15 protein-coding genes and 1 pseudogene are annotated in these 18,963 nt (G+C 40.7%); 6 read left to right on the top strand and 10 right to left on the bottom strand.

All coding sequences use genetic code 11. The annotated features are described in order from the left end of the window. Positions 1 to 35 precede the first annotated feature (35 nt). Positions 36 to 252 (top strand): annotated as a pseudogene (locus tag CWC04_RS09365) (short-chain dehydrogenase); the annotation flags it as partial. Positions 253 to 374: 122 nt separating this feature from the next. On the opposite strand, the gene CWC04_RS09360 reads toward CWC04_RS09365, so the two are convergent. From CWC04_RS09360 to CWC04_RS09350, 3 genes are all read right to left on the bottom strand, one after another. Then, on the bottom strand, positions 375 to 755 hold the full coding sequence (locus CWC04_RS09360) for a VOC family protein (RefSeq protein ID WP_138685243.1): 381 nt from the start codon (positions 753 to 755) through the stop codon (positions 375 to 377). 49 nt (positions 756 to 804) lie between these two features. After that, positions 805 to 1,389 carry a lysozyme inhibitor LprI family protein gene (locus CWC04_RS09355; protein WP_212747126.1) on the bottom strand — a complete coding sequence of 195 codons (585 nt, stop codon included), beginning with the start codon at positions 1,387 to 1,389 and terminating at the stop codon, positions 805 to 807. A 129-nt stretch (positions 1,390 to 1,518) separates the two neighbouring features. Then, a complete protein-coding gene (locus tag CWC04_RS09350) occupies positions 1,519 to 2,337 on the bottom strand; it encodes a PIN domain-containing protein (protein WP_212747125.1) in 819 nt (272 codons plus the stop codon). Between the two features lie 389 nt (positions 2,338 to 2,726). Between CWC04_RS09350 and CWC04_RS09345 the strand changes: the two genes are divergently transcribed. Further along, positions 2,727 to 4,040, top strand: coding sequence for a M20/M25/M40 family metallo-hydrolase (locus tag CWC04_RS09345; protein WP_138685242.1), 1,314 nt, complete (start codon positions 2,727 to 2,729; stop codon positions 4,038 to 4,040). A 15-nt stretch (positions 4,041 to 4,055) separates the two neighbouring features. On the opposite strand, the gene CWC04_RS09340 is transcribed toward CWC04_RS09345, so the two are convergent. Next, on the bottom strand, positions 4,056 to 4,988 hold the full coding sequence (locus tag CWC04_RS09340) for a LysR family transcriptional regulator ArgP (RefSeq protein ID WP_249326092.1): 933 nt from the start codon (positions 4,986 to 4,988) through the stop codon (positions 4,056 to 4,058). 72 nt (positions 4,989 to 5,060) lie between these two features. Between CWC04_RS09340 and CWC04_RS09335 the strand changes: the two genes are divergently transcribed. Further along, positions 5,061 to 5,663, top strand: coding sequence for a LysE/ArgO family amino acid transporter (locus tag CWC04_RS09335; protein ID WP_138685241.1), 603 nt, complete (start codon positions 5,061 to 5,063; stop codon positions 5,661 to 5,663). A 59-nt stretch (positions 5,664 to 5,722) separates the two neighbouring features. On the opposite strand, the gene CWC04_RS09330 is transcribed toward CWC04_RS09335, so the two are convergent. From CWC04_RS09330 to CWC04_RS09320, 3 genes are all read right to left on the bottom strand, one after another. Then, a complete protein-coding gene (locus CWC04_RS09330) occupies positions 5,723 to 6,520 on the bottom strand; it encodes a response regulator (RefSeq protein ID WP_138685240.1) in 798 nt (265 codons plus the stop codon). Positions 6,521 to 6,641: 121 nt separating this feature from the next. Then, entirely contained in the window at positions 6,642 to 7,358 is a 717-nt protein-coding gene (locus CWC04_RS09325) for an SIR2 family NAD-dependent protein deacylase (protein ID WP_138685239.1), read from the bottom strand. Further along, positions 7,355 to 8,371 carry a Kelch repeat-containing protein gene (locus CWC04_RS09320; protein WP_138685238.1) on the bottom strand — a complete coding sequence of 339 codons (1,017 nt, stop codon included), beginning with the start codon at positions 8,369 to 8,371 and terminating at the stop codon, positions 7,355 to 7,357. Before CWC04_RS09320 ends, CWC04_RS09325 begins: the two co-directional genes overlap by 4 nt. Before the next feature lie 427 nt (positions 8,372 to 8,798). On the opposite strand from CWC04_RS09320, the gene CWC04_RS09315 reads away from it, so the two are divergent. From CWC04_RS09315 to CWC04_RS09305, 3 genes are read left to right on the top strand one after another with little or no spacing between them, the layout of a single operon-like run. Next, positions 8,799 to 10,859: a TonB-dependent receptor plug domain-containing protein gene (locus CWC04_RS09315; protein WP_138685237.1), complete on the top strand. Its 2,061-nt coding sequence runs from the start codon at positions 8,799 to 8,801 to the stop codon at positions 10,857 to 10,859. 8 nt (positions 10,860 to 10,867) lie between these two features. Next, entirely contained in the window at positions 10,868 to 11,401 is a 534-nt protein-coding gene (locus tag CWC04_RS09310; RefSeq protein ID WP_126009467.1) for a YfiR family protein, read from the top strand. A gap of 3 nt (positions 11,402 to 11,404) precedes the next feature. Beyond that, entirely contained in the window at positions 11,405 to 13,438 is a 2,034-nt protein-coding gene (locus tag CWC04_RS09305; protein ID WP_138685236.1) for a putative bifunctional diguanylate cyclase/phosphodiesterase, read from the top strand. Between the two features lies 1 nt (position 13,439). Here CWC04_RS09305 and CWC04_RS09300 read toward each other — a convergent pair whose 3' ends face one another. The 3 genes from CWC04_RS09300 to CWC04_RS09290 form a co-directional block, all read right to left on the bottom strand. Further along, entirely contained in the window at positions 13,440 to 14,075 is a 636-nt protein-coding gene (locus CWC04_RS09300) for a methyltransferase family protein (protein ID WP_121638275.1), read from the bottom strand. 98 nt (positions 14,076 to 14,173) lie between these two features. Beyond that, positions 14,174 to 17,101: a TonB-dependent receptor gene (locus CWC04_RS09295; protein WP_138685235.1), complete on the bottom strand. Its 2,928-nt coding sequence runs from the start codon at positions 17,099 to 17,101 to the stop codon at positions 14,174 to 14,176. A gap of 470 nt (positions 17,102 to 17,571) precedes the next feature. Further along, complete coding sequence (locus CWC04_RS09290) at positions 17,572 to 18,897, bottom strand: methyl-accepting chemotaxis protein (RefSeq protein WP_004586999.1); 1,326 nt, start codon at positions 18,895 to 18,897, stop codon at positions 17,572 to 17,574. Positions 18,898 to 18,963 lie beyond the last annotated feature (66 nt).

The following is an 18,963-nucleotide window of genomic DNA, read 5'->3' as shown; positions in this document are numbered from 1 at the left end:
AAATAAAGCGCACAGACATGTGGGCTAAAAAAAGGCACTCTATATTAACTAGCCCAGCTGCTGGCCTTAAGCCTATTAAAGGCTCTATTTACGGTGCAACTAAATGGTTTGTTACGGGTTTGGGCAAAACTTAGCTGAGGAAATGAATGAGTGTAATGGCCGCTGCACCACCATAGCCCCTACACCCCATTTTTTGATGAAGCAAACCAGCGCAACAACGTGCGCGAGATTTATTTAATGCCGACTAATTAACGCTGATTGGTTAAATTTGAGCTGCCAGGTTTAATGCCAATAGTGTTAAACCTGATGGTTGTTTGTATTTGAGGTTAGATTTTAATAGCGTAAGGTTGAACACTGCATAATTAAAGGTCTGATTAGCTGCGTACTTCTACACGCCAAGGGGGATTAACTCTATTAACACCCGCCCAATAGAGCTTAATTTTATGACCTGACGGATCATGCAGTACGGCCTCTCGCCATAAATAACTCTGGTCTGTAGGTTCTTGTATAAATACAAAACCTTTAACTTTTAAAGCCTCAACCAGTTCATCTAATTGTTCATGTTCAAAATATATTACCGTGCCACAATCAAACTCACCTCGATCTAAAGACAATGAGAAAGTTGAATCCCCATCTGGGCATTCAAAGCGAGCATAATGTGGGGTATCTACAATTTGAGTAAAACCTAAGTCGCGATAAAATTTAGTCGAAATTTCCATATCTGTAACGGGTAATGTAATTTGATTTAAGTTCATTTAAGCTCCTTTGCCCTAACGTTCAGTTAAGGCACTCCAATGTTCAACTTTAGTTGCATCGCCCAATAAGTTCATCTAATTCCGCCTGAAGTCTCGCTGTACGCTCGTTAGTTAATGACTCAAGTTCAGAAGCATAAATAAATGGATAAATGCTACCGCCTTGATAACTAGCTGAAGCAGCCTCTGCCTGACTGATGCTGTAGCTTTCCCATTCTGTTTGGCTGTTCATTAAAGATTGACTCACAAAATCACCTACTCGACTATCTATTCCAGCAATGGCACGTTGCATTTTCTCTTTTGCAACTTCCAGTCGTTTCGACGCTCTGTTGTTCAATTCAAGCTGGGTAAAATCTTCTGATTCGTCCTCTTCTATTAGAGGTGAAGCTTCGGCTTGAAGAGCCCGATTTTTTGTTAGGATAGCTTCAGATTTTCCGGTAATCATAGCTTCTAGCTGCTTTAAACCATTAATATCTACTCCTTGCTCATTCATTTGCTTATGAATATCGAGAAGCTTCTTCTGTTTATCTAATGTTTCAAGTTGAGGCTTACTCTCAATCTTGCGTTTAAACAAATATCCAATGACACTAATAACAACACCAAGGAGCACTAATCCAAATTTTTCAGTTATATTCATAAGCTCGATTCTTGTTTAGCCCTAACGCCACATGACCTGCGGAGCAAGCTGGACGATTTTTTTCGCCCTTTGTTTTATGCAAAAAACCGGAAAGTTTGCGGAGTCAGATTTCATGCGCTTGTTATATTTTTAATTTTCACATTCAAAACCAGTTAATCCGAGGCTTTCATTTAAGGATGCTATAATTGCTTTGATTTGCTCTTCCGCCTCTTCCATTTCTTTTGTTACAACTTCATCTACGGCTTTAAGTGCAAATGATAGCTTGTCAGTCAAAATTATTTTACGCCTTTTACTCACCCGTTCCTGAAACTCTTTTTTAAGCCAGTCATTTAAATAAGATTTTCCACCATGAATTACACCGTAATCAGTATCCCTAGTAACTATGATAATTTCCTTATCTGTTTGATTTGCACACTCAATAATCCACTCCCAATTTATTGCATCACCAAATGAATTATCTGCATCTTTTCTTGGAGGGTAGCCAAGGGAAAATCTTTTTCGAGCTAACCTTCTAATTCTAAAGCGGTCATCCGATTCTCGATCTAGATTGTAATCAGATTTACGTTTAAAAATTCTATTTAATTTTTGAAAAACCGGATCGTTAGAAGATGGGTTTTGTAATATTTTTTCAACCTTAGCTTTTACTTTCTTTTGTTGTGTAGATATTTCTTTTTTGTGTTTCTCAATCATCTTCGATGGTTGGAAGTCAGCTAATAAAGCTGGAGGGGTAAGCTTCCCCCAATCAGGAGAGGTATAAGTTTTTAAGGTTTCAAGAATTACTTTTTGTCTGTTTTTCTTAAATTCCATTTCAACCTGAGAGCCTATTATTAGGCGATCTTTGCAATCTTCTAACCTGTCGAGGTATGCAAGGCTCACATCGCTTTTCCTTATTCGATATAAATCTAGCAAAATATTTGTATCTACAAAAATCAAAGCATCCAGTTGCACTAAACTCTCCTACAAACATAACAATTTAGTTTACGACATTTTCTTTTTACAAATCGGCAAATGTCCCTATTTTATAATAGTTTCATCCTAACTATATAATAAACACCTGTAAACAAATAGTTAGCTTCGACTTTCCTTTCTTAAATGCAGCAACCCCCCAAAATTGTGGAGTTCAGTAATATCTGGCTAACCGCTGTTTAGCTATACAAGCTGCTTATTAGTTAAGAAGTTTTATTTTAAAACACCTGTGTTTAAATCAATAACACATACACCCTTTAACCCTTAACCTTGTAACTCGTTGTTGTTATACAAGATATAAAGCACGCCTATTGAACCCTTTGCATTTTTACTTCATATTAGCTGAACTACTTTTCAATTATTAGGCTGTTATGTCACTTTTAAAATTTAGCCAAGCACTTATATTTATCCTTGCAAGTACCCTGTCGCTTACAAGCCACGCGGCGCTTAATAAAAACGAGCGTGAAATAGTAAAACAAGTTGAGCAAAACATGCCGCAAGCGCTTAAAGAGATAAAACAAGCGGTAAATATTAATAGCGGCTCGCTTAATATTGAAGGCGTAAAAAAGGTGGGCGCGCTTGCAAGCGAGCAATTAAAAGCCATTGGTTTTGAGGTTGAGTGGCTAGATGGCAGCGCGTTTAACCGTGCAGGGCATGTATTAGCAACCCATGAGAGTAATGATCCCGATGCAATAAAAATACTGATGATCGGCCATCTTGATACGGTGTTTGCTAAACACGATAACTTTACTACCTATAAACAAATTGATGAACACACCGCCAGTGGCCCAGGTGTAGCCGATATGAAAGGCGGTAACACTATTATAATTACCGCACTTAAAAGCTTACAAGCGCTTAATTTACTTGAAAACGTAAGCGTAAAAGTGCTGCTTACCGGCGATGAAGAAAGCAGCGGCCGCCCACTTAGCTTATCTAAAAAGGCCATTGTTGATGGCGCAATTTGGGCTGACGTAGCGCTAGGTTTTGAGAACGGCGATAACAATATTAAAACCGCTATGGCGGCGCGCCGTGGTTATACCGGCTGGACGTTAAATGTAACGGCCAATGCTGCACATTCATCGCAAATATTTAGTGACAATGTGGGCTATGGCGCTATTTACGAAGCGTCGCGTATTTTAAATGACTTTAGAGAGCAACTAGCTACACAACCTAATTTAACCTTTAACCCGGGGCTTATTGTGGGCGGCACAAATGCCAATTACGACAGTGCTAACTCGTCAGCCACGGCGTTTGGTAAAAGTAACGTAATTGCGCAAACCGTGCATGTAGCGGGTGATTTACGGGCGCTTTCGCCAAAGCAGGTAGAAGGCGCTAAAAAAGTGATGCAGCAAATAGTGGCTAAAAGCTTAAATGGCAGCCACGCTGAGCTTATTTTTGAAGACGGCTACCCACCAATGGGGCTCACCAAGGGTAATAAAAAGCTGCTTGCACTGTATAGCCAAGCAAGCCAAGACTTAGGCTATAACAAAGTGGAGGCTGCAAACCCACGTAATGCCGGTGCGGCCGATATTTCGTTTGCTGCAAACCATGTTGATATGGCGCTTGATGGCCTAGGCCTAATGGGCAGTGGCGCACACACTAAAAACGAAACCGCCGATTTAACCTCACTTAATAAAAACACCGCTAAAACAGCACTGCTTATTTACAGATTAGGGCAGTTATAAACACAGGCTTAGCCTTTATGGGTTAATAGGCTCTAACCGTTTGCCTGCTACTTGCAATGCAAACTTACGCAACGTTTTAAGCTGCGGGCTTTCGGTTTGCCAATAGTGCCAGTATAAAGGTGTATCAATATAATATTCTGGGAATAAATCGACTAACTCGCCTTTTATCAGCGAGTCTCCTAGCTGTAAGGTAGGTAATAGCCCATAACCTAGGCCTGCTATCATGGCTTGTTTAAATCCCTCTGACGAAGGGTAAATATGGGTAAACAGTGGGGCTGAGCCATTAATATCTTCTAAAAACTGGTGTTGTAGCTTGTCATACTCACTAAATACCAAGCACGGTAAATGCGCTAATTGCGAAAGCTCAGTAAGCTTATGTTGTTTTATAAAATCGGGGCTTGCAATGGCTTTGTAGCGTATGGCGCCAAGTGGGCTAACTAGGCCGCCATTAACGGGCTCGGGGGATGAGCTAATACACACCATAACCTCGCCGTCTTTCATTCTTTTATGGGCAATGGATTGATCTTCGCTAATGACTTCAAAGCGTAATTTGCACGCAAGCTCTGTATCTAATACGGCGAGTGCTTCGGGCAGCCAGGTGGCAAGCGAATCCGCATTAGCAGCAAGCTTTACGCTAAGCGGGGTGTTTAAATCTGTGTGTTCGTTAAGTGCCTCTACATTAAGGGCCACTTCTAGCTGCAATACTTGCTGTAAATGGTTAAGTAAACGTTTACCAAGTGCCGTGGGCGTTGGCGGCTGGGTTCTTATTAATACGGGCTCGCCTAGTTTGGCCTCAAGCTGATGAATACGCCTGCTCACTGCCGATTGGGTAATAAATAATTTTTTTGAGGCCTTTTCAAATCCGCCTTCACTTATAACGGCACTAAGCGCATTGAGTAACTGGTAATCAATCATGAGTTTTACGCATATAACAATAAATATATTCATTGGATTTGTAACAGAATCCCCCCTACCCTGCAAGGCATTGGGTAACAGGTTTTATTTGAGTGGAATAGAAATATGTCGTTTTTGTCGGGTGTGATGTTAGGGCTAAGTTTAATTATTGCCATTGGGGCGCAAAATATTTGGATTTTAAGCCAATGTATGGCGGGCGCTAACCGTTTTGTTTTAGCCGCGGTTTGTATACTTTGCGACGCCACATTAATTATTGTAGGTGTATTTGCCGCTAATGAGTTAAAGCTATGGCTGCCGGGGTTATTACCGTGGTTAACGTGGGGCGGTATAGCTATGTTACTTTACTTAGCATTTGGCTCTGCGCGCAGCGCAATTAAAGGCACATCGGGGTTAAAAGTAACTCAGGTAATAAAAGTGAGCTGGTGGAAAACGGCCCTTGCGGCCTTTGCTATAAGCTTACTAAATCCACATGTTTATTTAGACACCGTATTACTGCTTGGCAGCATTGGCGCATTACAACCCGCGCCTATTCACTTTGCTATTGGTGCTTGTGTGGCCTCTGTTATTTGGTTTAGTAGCTTAGTGTTGTTTGCGCCAAAATTAAAAAAGGTTTTAAGCTCCCCATTTAGATGGCGCGTATTTGATAGCTGTATTGCGGTTATTTTATGTTTTGTGGCGTTTCAGTTATATAACGTGCCAAGCCAATAAGCCAAAACAGCGGTAGTTATGTATTTAATTACCGCTGTTGTTAGCCGTTTTTTAAAAGACTAAGACATTATTTTATAAAGTAATTCTCGCACTGTGGCCGGTTCAAACGGTTTATCACAAATAGCATCAACTCCTGCTTGCGCAATATTAGCTAGGTGAGTGTCGTTTGCCTCTGAGCTCACCATTAAAATAGGAATATGCGAGTAAGCATTTGAGCCACGTACAGTTTCGGTTAGTTCGCGACCATCCATTTCTGGCATGTTGTAATCGGTAACGATTAAATCGAACGATTGCTCACTAAGGTGCGCTATGGCTTCTTTTCCGTTTTCGGCTTCTACCGGTTCGGGGATCCCCATGCCAGCAAGTACGCGTATTATGTGTTTACGAGCAAAGCGGCTGTCGTCTACTACAAGTACGCGAAGTAGCGTTACATCAAAATGATCAAGATCTACTTCTTCTTCGCTTATTATATCGAGCGTTGCTTTGAGTGCGCGAGTAATGGCTTTTGCGCTAAAAGGTTTAGGTAAAATAGCCAACACACCCGACTGGCGTAGTTGCTCAAGGTACTTTTTATTACGCTCGCTCGATATAAGCATAAAGGGTTGATATTCAGTAGCGGGGTTAAGTCTTATTTTTTGCAATAATGAGTCGGCGGTGCCGTCTGATAAGTACATCGAGCTTATTACTAGGTCTGGGTGGTAACTCTCAAGTAACGATAAAACCTGCGCTTGAGTAGCCGCAGTTTCTACTTGTTTAACACCACTTTCTGCAAGCGATTTTATTATTATTTTTTGCTGAACCTCTGAAGGCTCTACAAGTAAAATGGACAAGTTTGCTATTGCAGTTAGGTCGCTCATTCAAGTCTCTTTAGTATTGTTATAATAAGGATAATAATAACATTGTTGACTCGTTAATATTATATAAAGAGATTGTAATATTTAAGAAAACATTAGCAATCTCTTCAAAATATAGCACTTTCTAATTAGATTGGATGTATTCTAATGCATTCATTTTTTTGTACGTTACATTGCTGTGCATTATGTGAACAGGGTTAGGGTCTACCACTTCTACAGGTATGTCGTAATTACGGGCTACTTCTAATGCCATTTGGGTGATATTTACACTAAACGAGGTGCCCATAAATACAATTTTATCGGCGTTGAGCATACGCTGTTGTGCTTCGGTTATTCTGTAAAGCTCAGTGTAAAATTCATCGAACAACAACACAAAAGGCTTAAACGAATGATTAAGCTCAGGTGTTTGGTTTTGAATATTAAATAGCTCAAAAAGAGACTCTTGCAGGCGACTTTCATCTACACTATCCCACGGAGTCATAAGCGGTTTAACGGCTTCGCCTTGCTCATGAAATAACGTCATTTGATCGAGCCTGCCGTGTATAGCAATGTAATTTTTATTACCGGCTTTGCCATCAAGGCCATCTATATTTTGGGTTATTAAGTTTTTATCGCTCAGCCAATGGTGTACTTCATTCGGGCCATGGTTACGATAAGCAGCAAAACGATTGTAATACCAAGCTAAAAACTCGCGTGGATTATTTTGATACATAGCACGCGTGGCCATTTCCATGGGCGTATAATTTTTACTGCCTATAGTCCAAAAGCCATCTTCGCCTCTAAATGTAGGTATGCCACTAGCAGCACTTACCCCTGCACCGGTAATATAAAGTGTATTCACTGTGCTACCTCGTAACCTGTTACATCGCTTATTACTTGTTGTTGGTTGTTCATACCGCCAATACGATATAAAAAACCATTGTGCTCAAGTAGGCCGCGGTGATCCATACTGCCAACAGCTACATTAGGTAATACCTGCCACGTGTTTTGCTTTATATTAAAACGCCACACGTGTTTACTTGCCGGGGCGGGCTGTTTATTGTAGCCAATCCCATCGTAGTTATAGGGGTTATTAGAGCCGCCAATCATGTAAATATTGTTATTGTAGCTAGTAGCAGCCATACGGTAATGCGACTCCCCTGTAGGGTGGGGCAAAGTACGCCAATCTATTTTTAGTGGATTGTTGGCATTTATTGTGCCTTTTAAACACTGAGCAACACCTGCAAACGAGCGGCGAGAATCTGGATTTGCTTGGGTTTTAACGCCATCGCAAATAACAATAGTATTACCACTAATAGCAGCCGCTTGGCCAAATACTGGCTCACCTAAAAAAGGCGACGCCTGCTGCCATGTATTGTTTTTAGTATCGTACACTTGTACTAAATTTACGTTGCCATCGTTATGCCAGCCGCTAATAAGGTATATGTAACGCTCTTTGTAGCTTAGCGCTACGCTGTCATCAACCGGTACAGGCATACTTGCAAGGTGTTTATACGTGTTGCTTTTTATATCGAAACGGTACACATCGGGGCTTGAAATTTCAGTATGATCGCTATCTACCGTGTAGCCACCAAATATATAAGCGTATTCACCTAAGCCCACTGCAGTACTGGCTAAGCGCCCCGTTAATGGCAAACTTGAAGGCACACTCGCTTGTTGCTGCCATGCGCTGTCGCCCAGTTTTAGCGAAAATACCTTATTGTGTACATCGCTATGTTGTTTGTTTTTACCAAGCCCCATAAAACTCAAAAAATAGCGTTGGTTTTCAACAGTAACCTTAGCTACGGCATTGTTTGCAACGGGTTCGGGTAAAGCAGGAAGGCTTGCTAACGCAATAGAAAAAAGAAAGCTCATAAAAACAAATAATATAAAAGTGACTAATACACTTAGGGTAAATTATTTTACCTGTATGAACCAGCTAACTATAAGTAATTTACCTTATTAATGCGTGTGTTTAGGTGTGCTGCGTTTTACATACCATCTAATAATTAATGATATAGCCAGCGGGCTAAATTAGATAAGCGAATTTACAAGCAGCGCCTAATGTACACTGCCTTATTACTTGATTTTGAGGCTTTATTTGTTAATTTTATTTAAAAACTACAAAACTTTAATAATTTAGCGTTAAGTTTTAAAACACCCTTACTACTTAGTAATTTATGCGAGTTAGCCTAATAAAGTGTACTTTTAGCAATATAAAGTATGCTAATATTTTGTGGTAACAAATGTTTTACAAAAATATATCCTGTTTTTGATTTTTGATCCCTGTGGAGAAACCTAGGTGAAAATACCTAAAAAGTTATTGTGCTCACTTATTATTGCCTCACCAATACTTGCTGCAGAACCATTAAACGACGATGATTTAGACCTTGACGCGTTAATGGGGATGGATGTTCAAGCAACTTCTGCAATGAAACGAGCACAATCGGCCTTTAGCACCGCCTCTTCTATTTATGTGCTAAGCGAAGAGCAAATTACAAGTTCGGGCGCTACCTCTATTCCTGAGGCATTAAAAATGGTGCCAGGCCTTACCGTAAGACAACTTGATAACAATCAATGGGCTATTTCTGCACGCGGTGTTGCTTCACGGTATTCCAGCAAATTATTAGTAATGATAGATGGACAAAGCCTATATACCCCCAAATTTGCGGCTGTGTATTGGGAGTCGTTGCATGTGCCTTTATACGATATTGAACGCATTGAGGTTATTCGTGGTCAGGGCGGGTTGTTATGGGGTAATAACGCAAATAACGGCGTGATCAATATCATTACTAAAAATAGCTTAGATACACGCAATACTTACGCTAAAGCAATTACAGGTAATCAAATAAATGCCGACATAAGCCTTCGCCATGGTGGTGATATTTCTGATATTGGTAGTTACAGGGGCTACTATAATACTAAAAATACCGCCCCTTCTAAAAAAGGCAGCCGCATTAAACCTAATGACTTTACTAAACAGCACGCTGGCGGCTTTAGAGCTGATTTTACGCCAAGCGATGAGTGGTCAATCCTCCTACAAGGGGATCATACCCACACAGAGCACGGCCAAAACCTTACTGGGGTAGTAGATGCGTCTAACCGCAGTCAGCAGTTTCCAACTATTGCAGATAGGCGCGATACGCGATTAATGACCCGTATTGAGCATCGCCTTTCAGATAATGCAAACCAAATGCTGCAAATGTCGTGGCTTAAACAACATGGTGAACAACCCTATATAAATGAAGATTTTGAATCGATTGACGTTGATTATCAAATGAACTTTATTACCGGTGCACTCCAGGTAGATTGGGGGCTTAATTATCGATTTAATGATATTTCTTTTCAAGACAGCATTTTTATTAATAGCGATAAAGACCTAGAAGACCTTCATCAATACGGTGCCATGCTGCAAGCGCAATACAGTGTTATTCCAGATACGTTAAACCTCATTGTAGGCACAAAAATAGAGCATAACGATTTAACCGGTTGGGAAAACCAACCCCTTGCCCGCTTTACCTATCAGCCAAATAGCGAGCACCTAGCATGGGGTTCAATTTCACGAAGCGTGCGTATTCCTACTCTAATTGAATTTAACGATAACTTTAGAGTAAATGGCCAAAAAATCTCAGACGTAATTGGCATGCAGTCGGGTATTGCTGAAATAGATCAATACCATATAGCTACATTTTTAAATGGTAACGATAACGTAAAAGCCGAAAATTATATCTCGTACGAGCTAGGCTACCGTATATCAAAGGCGGAGTGGTCTTTAGATGTTTCTGCATTTAATACGCAAGCGGATGATGTGGCCGTAATTAGCTTAAACCCTCATGTAGAACAATTTATACCTGCATTAAACTTTTACTTAGCCGGGGAAGTATCACAAGCATTTGCGGCGCTTCAAACAACAAGCTTAGATTACGACTTTGTTTCGGTAGGTGAAACCACCACAACCGGCGGTGATTTATTGTTCTCGATGCAACTAATGGACAACTTAAGCAGCGAAGTTGGCTACAGCTATACAAAAATAGATTACGACTTACCTAATGCAACACGCCCTACTATTGGCTACGACTCAGTAAACAGACAATTATTTACTAAACTGAATTACCAATTAAGTGAGCAGCATTCTATTTTTGCCACGCTAAGAGCCGAAAGCTCAAATACTTACAATACAGATAACTACACCGCTGTAGACCTTACATGGAACTGGAAAATAAACAATAACTGGGCCACAGCAGTATCAGGCAAAAATTTATTTGCAGGCTCACACATAGAGTACGCCAATACTCGCGAAACATTTACGGTTCCTAATTACATAGACGAATGTGTAACGTTTTCTGTTAGTGCAACATTTTAAGAGAGCCAATGCTTAAGCCTTTAAATCGATTGCTTTACCTATTTTTTTGCCTTGCGCTTTGTACAAGCTCAAGCGCGTTTGCGGTGCAAAAAGAATATGTGCTTAAAGCAGGCTTTTTATATAACTTTGCCCGCTTAGGGCAATGGCAATCTGCACCCGAAAACGGCTCCGACTTTTTAATTTGTAGCCCCGACAGCCAATTTATAGCAATAGCAAATGCCGCCCTAGAAAACAGAAAAGTACATGAACGCCACTTACGAAATAAACTAACTCCCCTCGAGACAACTGCACTTGAGGGCTGTGATATAGTATTTATTACTGATAATACCTATAACATGTGGTTAGATGCCCACCCCGCGCTTAATTTAAAAAATACAATGATAGTTGGCGAAACCGATGGCTTTATAGCCGCACAAGGACATATTCGATTTTTCCTTTCAAGTAGTAAGGTGCGCTTTGAAGTTGCCCCAAGCAAGCTTAAAAAAGCAGGCATTACTATGAGCTCAAAAGTGCTGCGCCTAGCACGTGTAGTTGAGGGGTAAATAATGAAAAACTACTTCTCACTCAACTCAATGAGTAAAAAGCTGCTGTTTATTTTAATGAGCGTTGCGCTTATTTCTACGGCTAGCGTTACTGCTGTTTTTAGCGCGTATGAGCTAAAAACAGCAAAACAAGAACAAACACAAAGCCTAAAATCACTCTCGCAAATATTAGCCCCCAATATTAGTACTGCTTTAATATTTTACGACACCGCCGCAATAAAAGAGCTGATTGAGCCGTTATTAATGCGCTCCGATATTGTATCGGTAGAAGTGATAAACAATTTGAGCCAACAAATTGCAAGCGTGACCTCGACTAAATACAGCCAAGAAAGCTCAGCCCCGCATACAATAGAAGTAAAAACAGCATTAACAATTGACGCTCAACGCTACGGTACGCTGATTGTGCGCGCCGACGACAGTGACCTAAACGACAGAGCCGCTTTTTATGGCCGGTTTATTATTGTATTAATGATTTTTAGCTTTATTTTAAGTTTGCTTGTATCGCTAATGCTCAGAAAACGTTTTTTAAACCCCATTCTATATTTAGCACAAACAGCAGAGCAAATTACCTCATCTAACGACTATAGCTTACGTGCAAAAGAGCTTTCAAAAGATGAAGTGGGTAAACTAACTAGCTGCTTTAATACCATGCTGCAAACTATAGAACAGCGCGATAACCTGCTAGAAAACCAAGTAAAACGCAGAACAAAAGAGCTCGAAAATGCCAATGTTCAGCTGCATCAATATGCCTATCAAGATGGCTTAACCGACCTACCTAACCGCCGTTATTTTTATGAGCACCTGCAACAGCTTGTAAGCACACCTGAACAACCATTTTCTTTGGTATTTATTGATTTAGACGGCTTTAAAGAAGTAAACGATAGCTTAGGCCACGACTTTGGTGATTTATTACTTCACGAAGTGGCTAAGCGACTTCGCCGCTGCTTAAAACAGCAAGACATAGTGGCGCGCTTAGGCGGTGATGAGTTTACCCTAATACTCAAAGGAATAAGCGATACAACAGCGGTTTCGCACATTGCACACGATGTAATGAAAAGCCTGACCCGAACAATAACCATAAAAAACGAACATGTGCAGGTAACCGCGAGTATAGGCGTGGCGTTTTTTCCGCATGACGGCATATCGGTCGAAACCTTAGTTAAACGAGCCGACCAAGCGATGTATTTGTCAAAAAGTAAGGGGCGAAACAGGTTTGAGTTTTTCTCATACGAAATGGAAGAACTGGCGATTGAAAAGCGCCGCCTTATAGAAGAAATACGCATTGGCTTAAATAACAACCAATTTGAACTTTACTATCAGCCAATATGGGACCCCCATTCACGTACGCTAAAAAAAGCAGAAGCGCTGATCCGTTGGAACCATCCAGAGCGAGGTATTATTGGCCCTGTCGAATTTATCGATATAGCAGAGCAAAATGGCTTGATAAAAGAATTAGGTGAATGGGTTAAATCGCAAGCTGTTCGCGATGCGGTGCAGTTTAATAAACTAAGCTATACACCGGTGCAAATTAGTGTAAATACCTCACCTTTAGAAATTGATCGCGACGGTGTTTGGGTTACCCAATGGGTAGAGGCGTGCAAACTTTATAATTTGCCACCTCATACTATATTAATTGAGATAACCGAAAATAGCTTAATGGACCCAGATAATGCTATTCAGCACCATTTAAAACGCCTTAATGCGCTTGATATAGACATTGCCATTGATGATTTTGGTGTTGGGTACTCATCGCTTGCGTACTTGCAGCAGTTAGACATTGATATACTTAAAATAGATCAATCGTTTATACAAAATATTGAAGCAAATAGCAGTAGTATAGCGCTAATTAAAGCCATAATTACTATGGCGCATAACTTAGGGGTAGAAGTGGTCGCAGAAGGGGTAGAAACACCAACCCAACAAACACAATTAATCGCGTTGGGCTGTGATTACATTCAAGGCTACTTATATTCTAAACCGCTTTCAAAGCAAGATTTTATAAATAGCCATTTGCAAATAAAAGCAACCGTTGAATAACCTACAACCAGCGCGGTACAGTTTGCTTATATTTTAGGTAGTCATTATTAAAACGCGTGACTAAATGCGCTTCTTCAACGGCTATTTGTTTATAAAGCGCATATAGGCCCACAGCAAGGCAAATTAAGCTAAATAAGCTTGGTAATGCTAAAAAGAACCCCAACTGAGCAGTTGCCACACCAACATACATAGGGTTGCGCGAAAAACTATATAACCCGGTAGTTTTAAGCGTTTGAGGCCCATTTGGGTCTATACCCGAGCGCCAAAGTGACGCCATATGAAAATGAACAACCATACTGAGCACAAAGCCCGCCGTGAGCATAATATTGCCAAACATAACACCCGGCCACCCATTTAAGGTATAAAACATACCTAAGTAGTTATCGGTGGCAGGCACAAACACACGCAGCACACACACAAACCATATAGCAGCTCTAAAAAACTTAAACGCCATATGATTCCACCAGCTAGTACAAAACTTAGCGCCAGGAAAAATAACACCCGCAGGCGTTGAACGGTTTTTATAAATAATTCTAACGGTGTAAAACCCCGCCACAAACGTATAAAAAAGCGCTAAATACACACGCGTAAATTCGATTAGTGAAGCAGAATCATCTATCAACGGTTGGTAACTCATTAATTTATTTTCTTCATCCTTTTATAATAATTTCATCATAATGGTCATGCTATTCATTAACAAGGTTAGTGTGCTAAAAACGTATAGTGGGCTTTTATTTAAAAACTATAATTTATACCCGCGTAGTAGCGCCTACCTGAGTAACTTGAACTTAATAAACGCGCATCGCTATCATTACCTAAACGCGTAACAGTTTCCGATTTAGTTAAGTTAATAACAGAGGCTGTTAAACTTAAGCCATCAGATATATTAATGGCGGCATTTACATCAACTTGCTCATAAGGGTCTTGGTATACATTTAAACCACTGTTTAAGCCAAGTACTGTTTCGCCGCGTTTATTGTACGACGCGCGAAGAGTAAAGTACTCGCCTTCGTAATAAGCAGAGGTGTTGTACTGGTATTTAGCGCTTCCAATTAATGGCGATTGGCCAAATTCTTCACCATTTACACTTACATCGGCTTTATTGGTTTTGTTATAGGTGTAATTAGCATAAAAACCAAAACCACCTGCAAATGCATGTTGAATAAATACTTCAGCCCCTTTTGATACCGCATCGGTGCCGTTACCCACTGTGCTGTATGGCGCAACAGTAATTACACCGCTTTCTACTATATTTTCTTTGCCTGCAAAATCTTGCTGCATATCTATTACCAGCGGCACAACAAAGTTATCAACCTTTTTATGAAACAGCGCTAACCCCAATGCAGAGCCCTCGGCGTAATAATATTCAATAGATAAATCGGCCTGCACTGATTCAAAAGGTTTTAAATTTTTATTACCGCCACTGCCACTAAAGCCTGCAAGCTCGTTGAATGCCGCTCTGTCTTCTGCCCATTCATTTGATACAAACGTAATACGCTGCTGCGAGCCTAAATCGCTGTAATCTGGTCGCGCCATCACTTTAGCAATAGCGCCTCTAATTACTAAATCGTCGGTGGCATCCCACGCTATGTTAAAACTTGGTAGAATTTGTGTGTCGGTATTTTTTTGTGTAACCAACTGATAGTCTTCTACAAAACGCGCATCGCCAGTTACCGGCTCGCCTGTTTCATCATTGGTGTGATCAAGTTGATAAGTGTATAAATCGGTAGAAGAGGTTAAGGTTTTAGTTTGTACTACGCGCACACCTAAATTACCTCTTACTTCACTAAATTCAAAATCGCCTTGAATGTAAAACGCTGATATTTTTTCTTCAATATCGTATACAAAGTTATCTTCTATGCGGGTATAAGGCGTGTAGTTGTCGGTTATTAAGTCTCGGTATTTATCCCAATCTATGCTGGGCATTTGGTTTATATTAAACCCGCCAACTATATTGGTTTGATTAATAAACACATCCTCGGCAAGTGGCATACCGCCATTCCATTGGTAGCTATCAAATTGCGTTATACCTTGCTCACTCGCTTCACCTGCAGCAATATCAAAGTTAGGATCTAAAAAAAACGTATTGCCGGTCTCGCGGTGTAAGTTGGCATGGCGATATTTAGCTCCGGTTCTAATCGTTTTTAAAAATCCCCAATCAACATAAATGTCGATGTCGGCTTGATAATAATTCTCTTCGAGTTCGCTGCGCACAAAGCTTGAATTTGACGAACCCGCATCACGCCCACCGCCCAAGCCACTTTGCAAGTTAGCTAATGTGTTCGGATCAATACTCAGCGATACATTATTTTCATTTAAAGACCACGCTGCGCTTTGCGATGCGTTTTGAATAACGGTTTCGTTTTCACCGGCGTTTGAGCTTTTATAAGCGGCTTCCCAGCTTTCTTCAGGGCCGCCCTCAGATTGAGTGTTACCAATAACAAAGCGGGCTTTAAAGCTATCGCCTTCGTAGGTTAAATTAAAATCGATAGTATCGGAGGTAGACTCTTCTCGTACATAACTGCCACGCATCCACGGAAATTGCATATCGTTTTCAACACCGCTAGCACTGGCATTGTATTGCATACCCGTTGCAATAGTGCCTGTTTCATCCAAGTTTACTGCGGTTAAAAAATCAGGATTGAGTGACCACTCGGGGATATCAATGACTGATTCGGTTCTGTCTTGCCCGAGTGTAAAACCAAAGTAGTTAAACCCTAGCTCTAAGCGATTAGTCGGGCGCCATTGTGTACTAAATTGAATACCTTCACGCTCACGTTTTTCATTAAGCACAGAGCCACGTACAACTTGCGGAAACCACACGCCATCATAACGATTACCGCTGGCATCACTTATCGTATCCCACCCGTTATTGTTATCAACGGCATTACCATTAATATCAGTAGGTTGACCGTCACCCGTGTAACGCCATACATTTGCATCGGTGCTGCCTGTTAAAGTGCGATTAGTACGCTCTTGATAGGTATAACCTAGTAATACGCCAAAGGTGTCGTCGTCATTTTTCCACGAATATAAGCCACTAAATTGCGGCTCGTACTCTTTTGTCACATCGGCGTAAGTAGATTCAACGTTAAATACACCTGAGTTTGCCTCCATGCTTAAAGGCTTGCGGCTATGCATTAATACTGTGCCGCCCACGCCGCCTTCATCTAAACGCGCTTCTGGCGATTTATACACTTCTACGCTTTCTATCATGGCAGAGGGCAGTAAAGTGTAATCGAACGAGCGTGAAGGCTCCCCAGGTGATGAGGCTATAAAATTGCCATTAAGCTGAGTAAATGTGAGCTCAGATGATAAACCACGAATACTCACCGATGCCCCTTCTCCGCCATCGCGTTCAATAACAACGCCAGGTACTCGCTGCAACGAATCCGCTACATTTTTATCAGGAAATTTGCCAATATCTTCGGCTGTAATTGCATCCACCACAGAGCCAGACATACGCTTAACATCTAAGTTCTCAGCCATGCTTGAGCGTATACCCCGTACCTCAATTACTTCCATATTTTTTTTAGGCAGAGTTTTAGCGTTTTGTGAGGCAGCATCATCAGCTAAGCTAAATGGGCTTGAGGTAATAAGTGATGCGCAAAATAAAGATTTATATACTTTAGATAAAGGGTAATGACGTAGGCAATTAATCATTTTTTACAGCTATTCCATTTACATTGCTTAGGCTAAGCAAATCAGTGATCCATTAGCGTATTGCAGTACGTAATGGCAAATTGCTGCAAAGTTTACATGGCGAAACTTAATGTATTGTTAACGCCTGGCTTAATTTAGTCTCAACTGTGGTTAAAAAATGACTCACACCTTACTATTTAACTTAACTAGGGTTTATGCGCCCGTTTTTAAGCTATTTAATGCTAGCTAAAGTGGAAATAACCCCTTTTAATAAAAATATTACCCGCCGCTTTACTTAACCTAAACTCCGGTTAAGAGACTTACTAACAAATTAAATTACAGTGATAGTTAAATTTATTTTCTCTAGCCAGAGGTAGGTATATTACCCACAGTTCAAATTACTTAATATGTGCCAGTACGCATTCTTGTTAAAGCAAAAAACCGCTTTCGCGGTTTTATTTTATGCTTGTTGTTTAAACGTATTTACTCAATCAGTTATTAGAGTTTAATTGGCTGGTAAATTGGCCCACCGCATTTACCACTTTTTGGGCTCCATCTTGAATTTCTGCCATAACCTCACCCGACTCTTTAGAAAGCGCTAAACCTTGCTCTGCTTTTTCTTTGCCTTGCTCAATAACCGCTACCGTACTTTGGGTTTGTGACTGATTACGCTGCACCACTTCCACAATTTCTTCTGTTGCTTTTGATGTTCTTGACGCTAAATGCCTTACTTCATCAGCAACCACAGCAAACCCGCGCCCTTGCTCTCCTGCACGCGCAGCCTCTATTGCAGCATTGAGTGCAAGTAAGTTGGTTTGCTCGGCAATACTACTTATGCTTTGTACTATGCTGGCTATTTGTTGAGATTGTTGATCCAGCGCCGAAATTTCGTTAGCTGCTTGCTCCATGTTTACAGCCAGCTCGTTCATAACAGATACGGTTTCTTGTAATACGCAGCTGCCACGCTCTGCGGTTTTATCTGTTTCTGTAGAGGTGCCATAGGCTATTTCGGCTGCTTGCGAAATAGCAATTTCACGGTTTACTTGCTCAGTAATTACGGTGGCAAATTTCATTACTTTATAAAGCTGATCCGCATCATTCGATATAGGGTTGTAGGTAGCTTCTAACCAAATTACATTGCCATATTTATCTATGCGTTTAAACCTGTCGGCAATAAATTGGCCTTGCCTAAGCTTGCTCCAAAACTGTTGGTATTCAGCCGAATTAGCTTCTTCGGTTTCACAAAACACCCGGTGATGCTGGCCAATTATTTCTGATTCATTGTACCCCATGGCTGACAAAAACTGATCGTTTGCCGTCAACACATGCCCCTGTAAATCAAATTCAATCACAGCCATAGAGCGATAAATCGCTTTTATTGTGTCGCTTTGTTCTCGAGAGGTTGTAATGGTTTTAGTAAGTACGGTGCCAAACACCGAAAAATACAATAACTGATTTTGCTCGCCCACCACAGGGTGCACAATTAATCTTAGCCACTCTGCATTGCCATCTTGGCGAACAAATTCAATAGCCCCACTCCAGTGGCCTTCTTTTTGGAATGCTTTTTCAAGTTCTGCGTATTCAGGTGATAGCCGCGACTGATCAGCAATAAAATCGCCTAGCTGATTATTTGTTAAATTATCTTCGTTATAACCTAATGCGTTTAAAAAGTTATCGTTAGCATGCGAAATTCGCCCATCATAAAGTACATTAAGTACCAGCATTTCTTTGTAAAGCCCTTCCCACACTTGCTCTAAAGGGTACAACTGGGCTTTTAAAGCGGCTATTTCGTTTTGCTTACCTTTTGAAAAAAACATTAACTTCCCTACCAAAAAACACTAAATCAAGTTACTTCCAGTATAGGAGGTATTAATGATAACGCG

It is taken from the genome of Pseudoalteromonas sp. S2893 (assembly GCF_005887105.1).
GTDB classification, from domain to species: domain Bacteria; phylum Pseudomonadota; class Gammaproteobacteria; order Enterobacterales; family Alteromonadaceae; genus Pseudoalteromonas; species Pseudoalteromonas atlantica.
This window is presented reverse-complemented; position numbering and strand designations above follow the sequence as displayed.

Bases quoted from the DNA above. Each gene is read 5' to 3' on its own strand.
- CWC04_RS09360 (WP_138685243.1), bottom strand. From the start codon at position 755: ATGAACTTAAATCAAATTACATTACCCGTTACAGATATGGAAATTTCG.
- CWC04_RS09355 (WP_212747126.1), bottom strand. From the start codon at position 1,389: ATGAATATAACTGAAAAATTTGGATTAGTGCTCCTTGGTGTTGTTATT.
- CWC04_RS09345 (WP_138685242.1), top strand. From the start codon at position 2,727: ATGTCACTTTTAAAATTTAGCCAAGCACTTATATTTATCCTTGCAAGT.
- CWC04_RS09340 (WP_249326092.1), bottom strand. From the start codon at position 4,988: ATGAATATATTTATTGTTATATGCGTAAAACTCATGATTGATTACCAG.
- CWC04_RS09335 (WP_138685241.1), top strand. From the start codon at position 5,061: ATGTCGTTTTTGTCGGGTGTGATGTTAGGGCTAAGTTTAATTATTGCC.
- CWC04_RS09330 (WP_138685240.1), bottom strand. From the start codon at position 6,520: ATGAGCGACCTAACTGCAATAGCAAACTTGTCCATTTTACTTGTAGAG.
- CWC04_RS09320 (WP_138685238.1), bottom strand. From the start codon at position 8,371: ATGAGCTTTCTTTTTTCTATTGCGTTAGCAAGCCTTCCTGCTTTACCC.
- CWC04_RS09310 (WP_126009467.1), top strand. From the start codon at position 10,868: ATGCTTAAGCCTTTAAATCGATTGCTTTACCTATTTTTTTGCCTTGCG.
- CWC04_RS09305 (WP_138685236.1), top strand. From the start codon at position 11,405: ATGAAAAACTACTTCTCACTCAACTCAATGAGTAAAAAGCTGCTGTTT.
- CWC04_RS09300 (WP_121638275.1), bottom strand. From the start codon at position 14,075: ATGAGTTACCAACCGTTGATAGATGATTCTGCTTCACTAATCGAATTT.
- CWC04_RS09295 (WP_138685235.1), bottom strand. From the start codon at position 17,101: ATGATTAATTGCCTACGTCATTACCCTTTATCTAAAGTATATAAATCT.
- CWC04_RS09290 (WP_004586999.1), bottom strand. From the start codon at position 18,897: ATGTTTTTTTCAAAAGGTAAGCAAAACGAAATAGCCGCTTTAAAAGCC.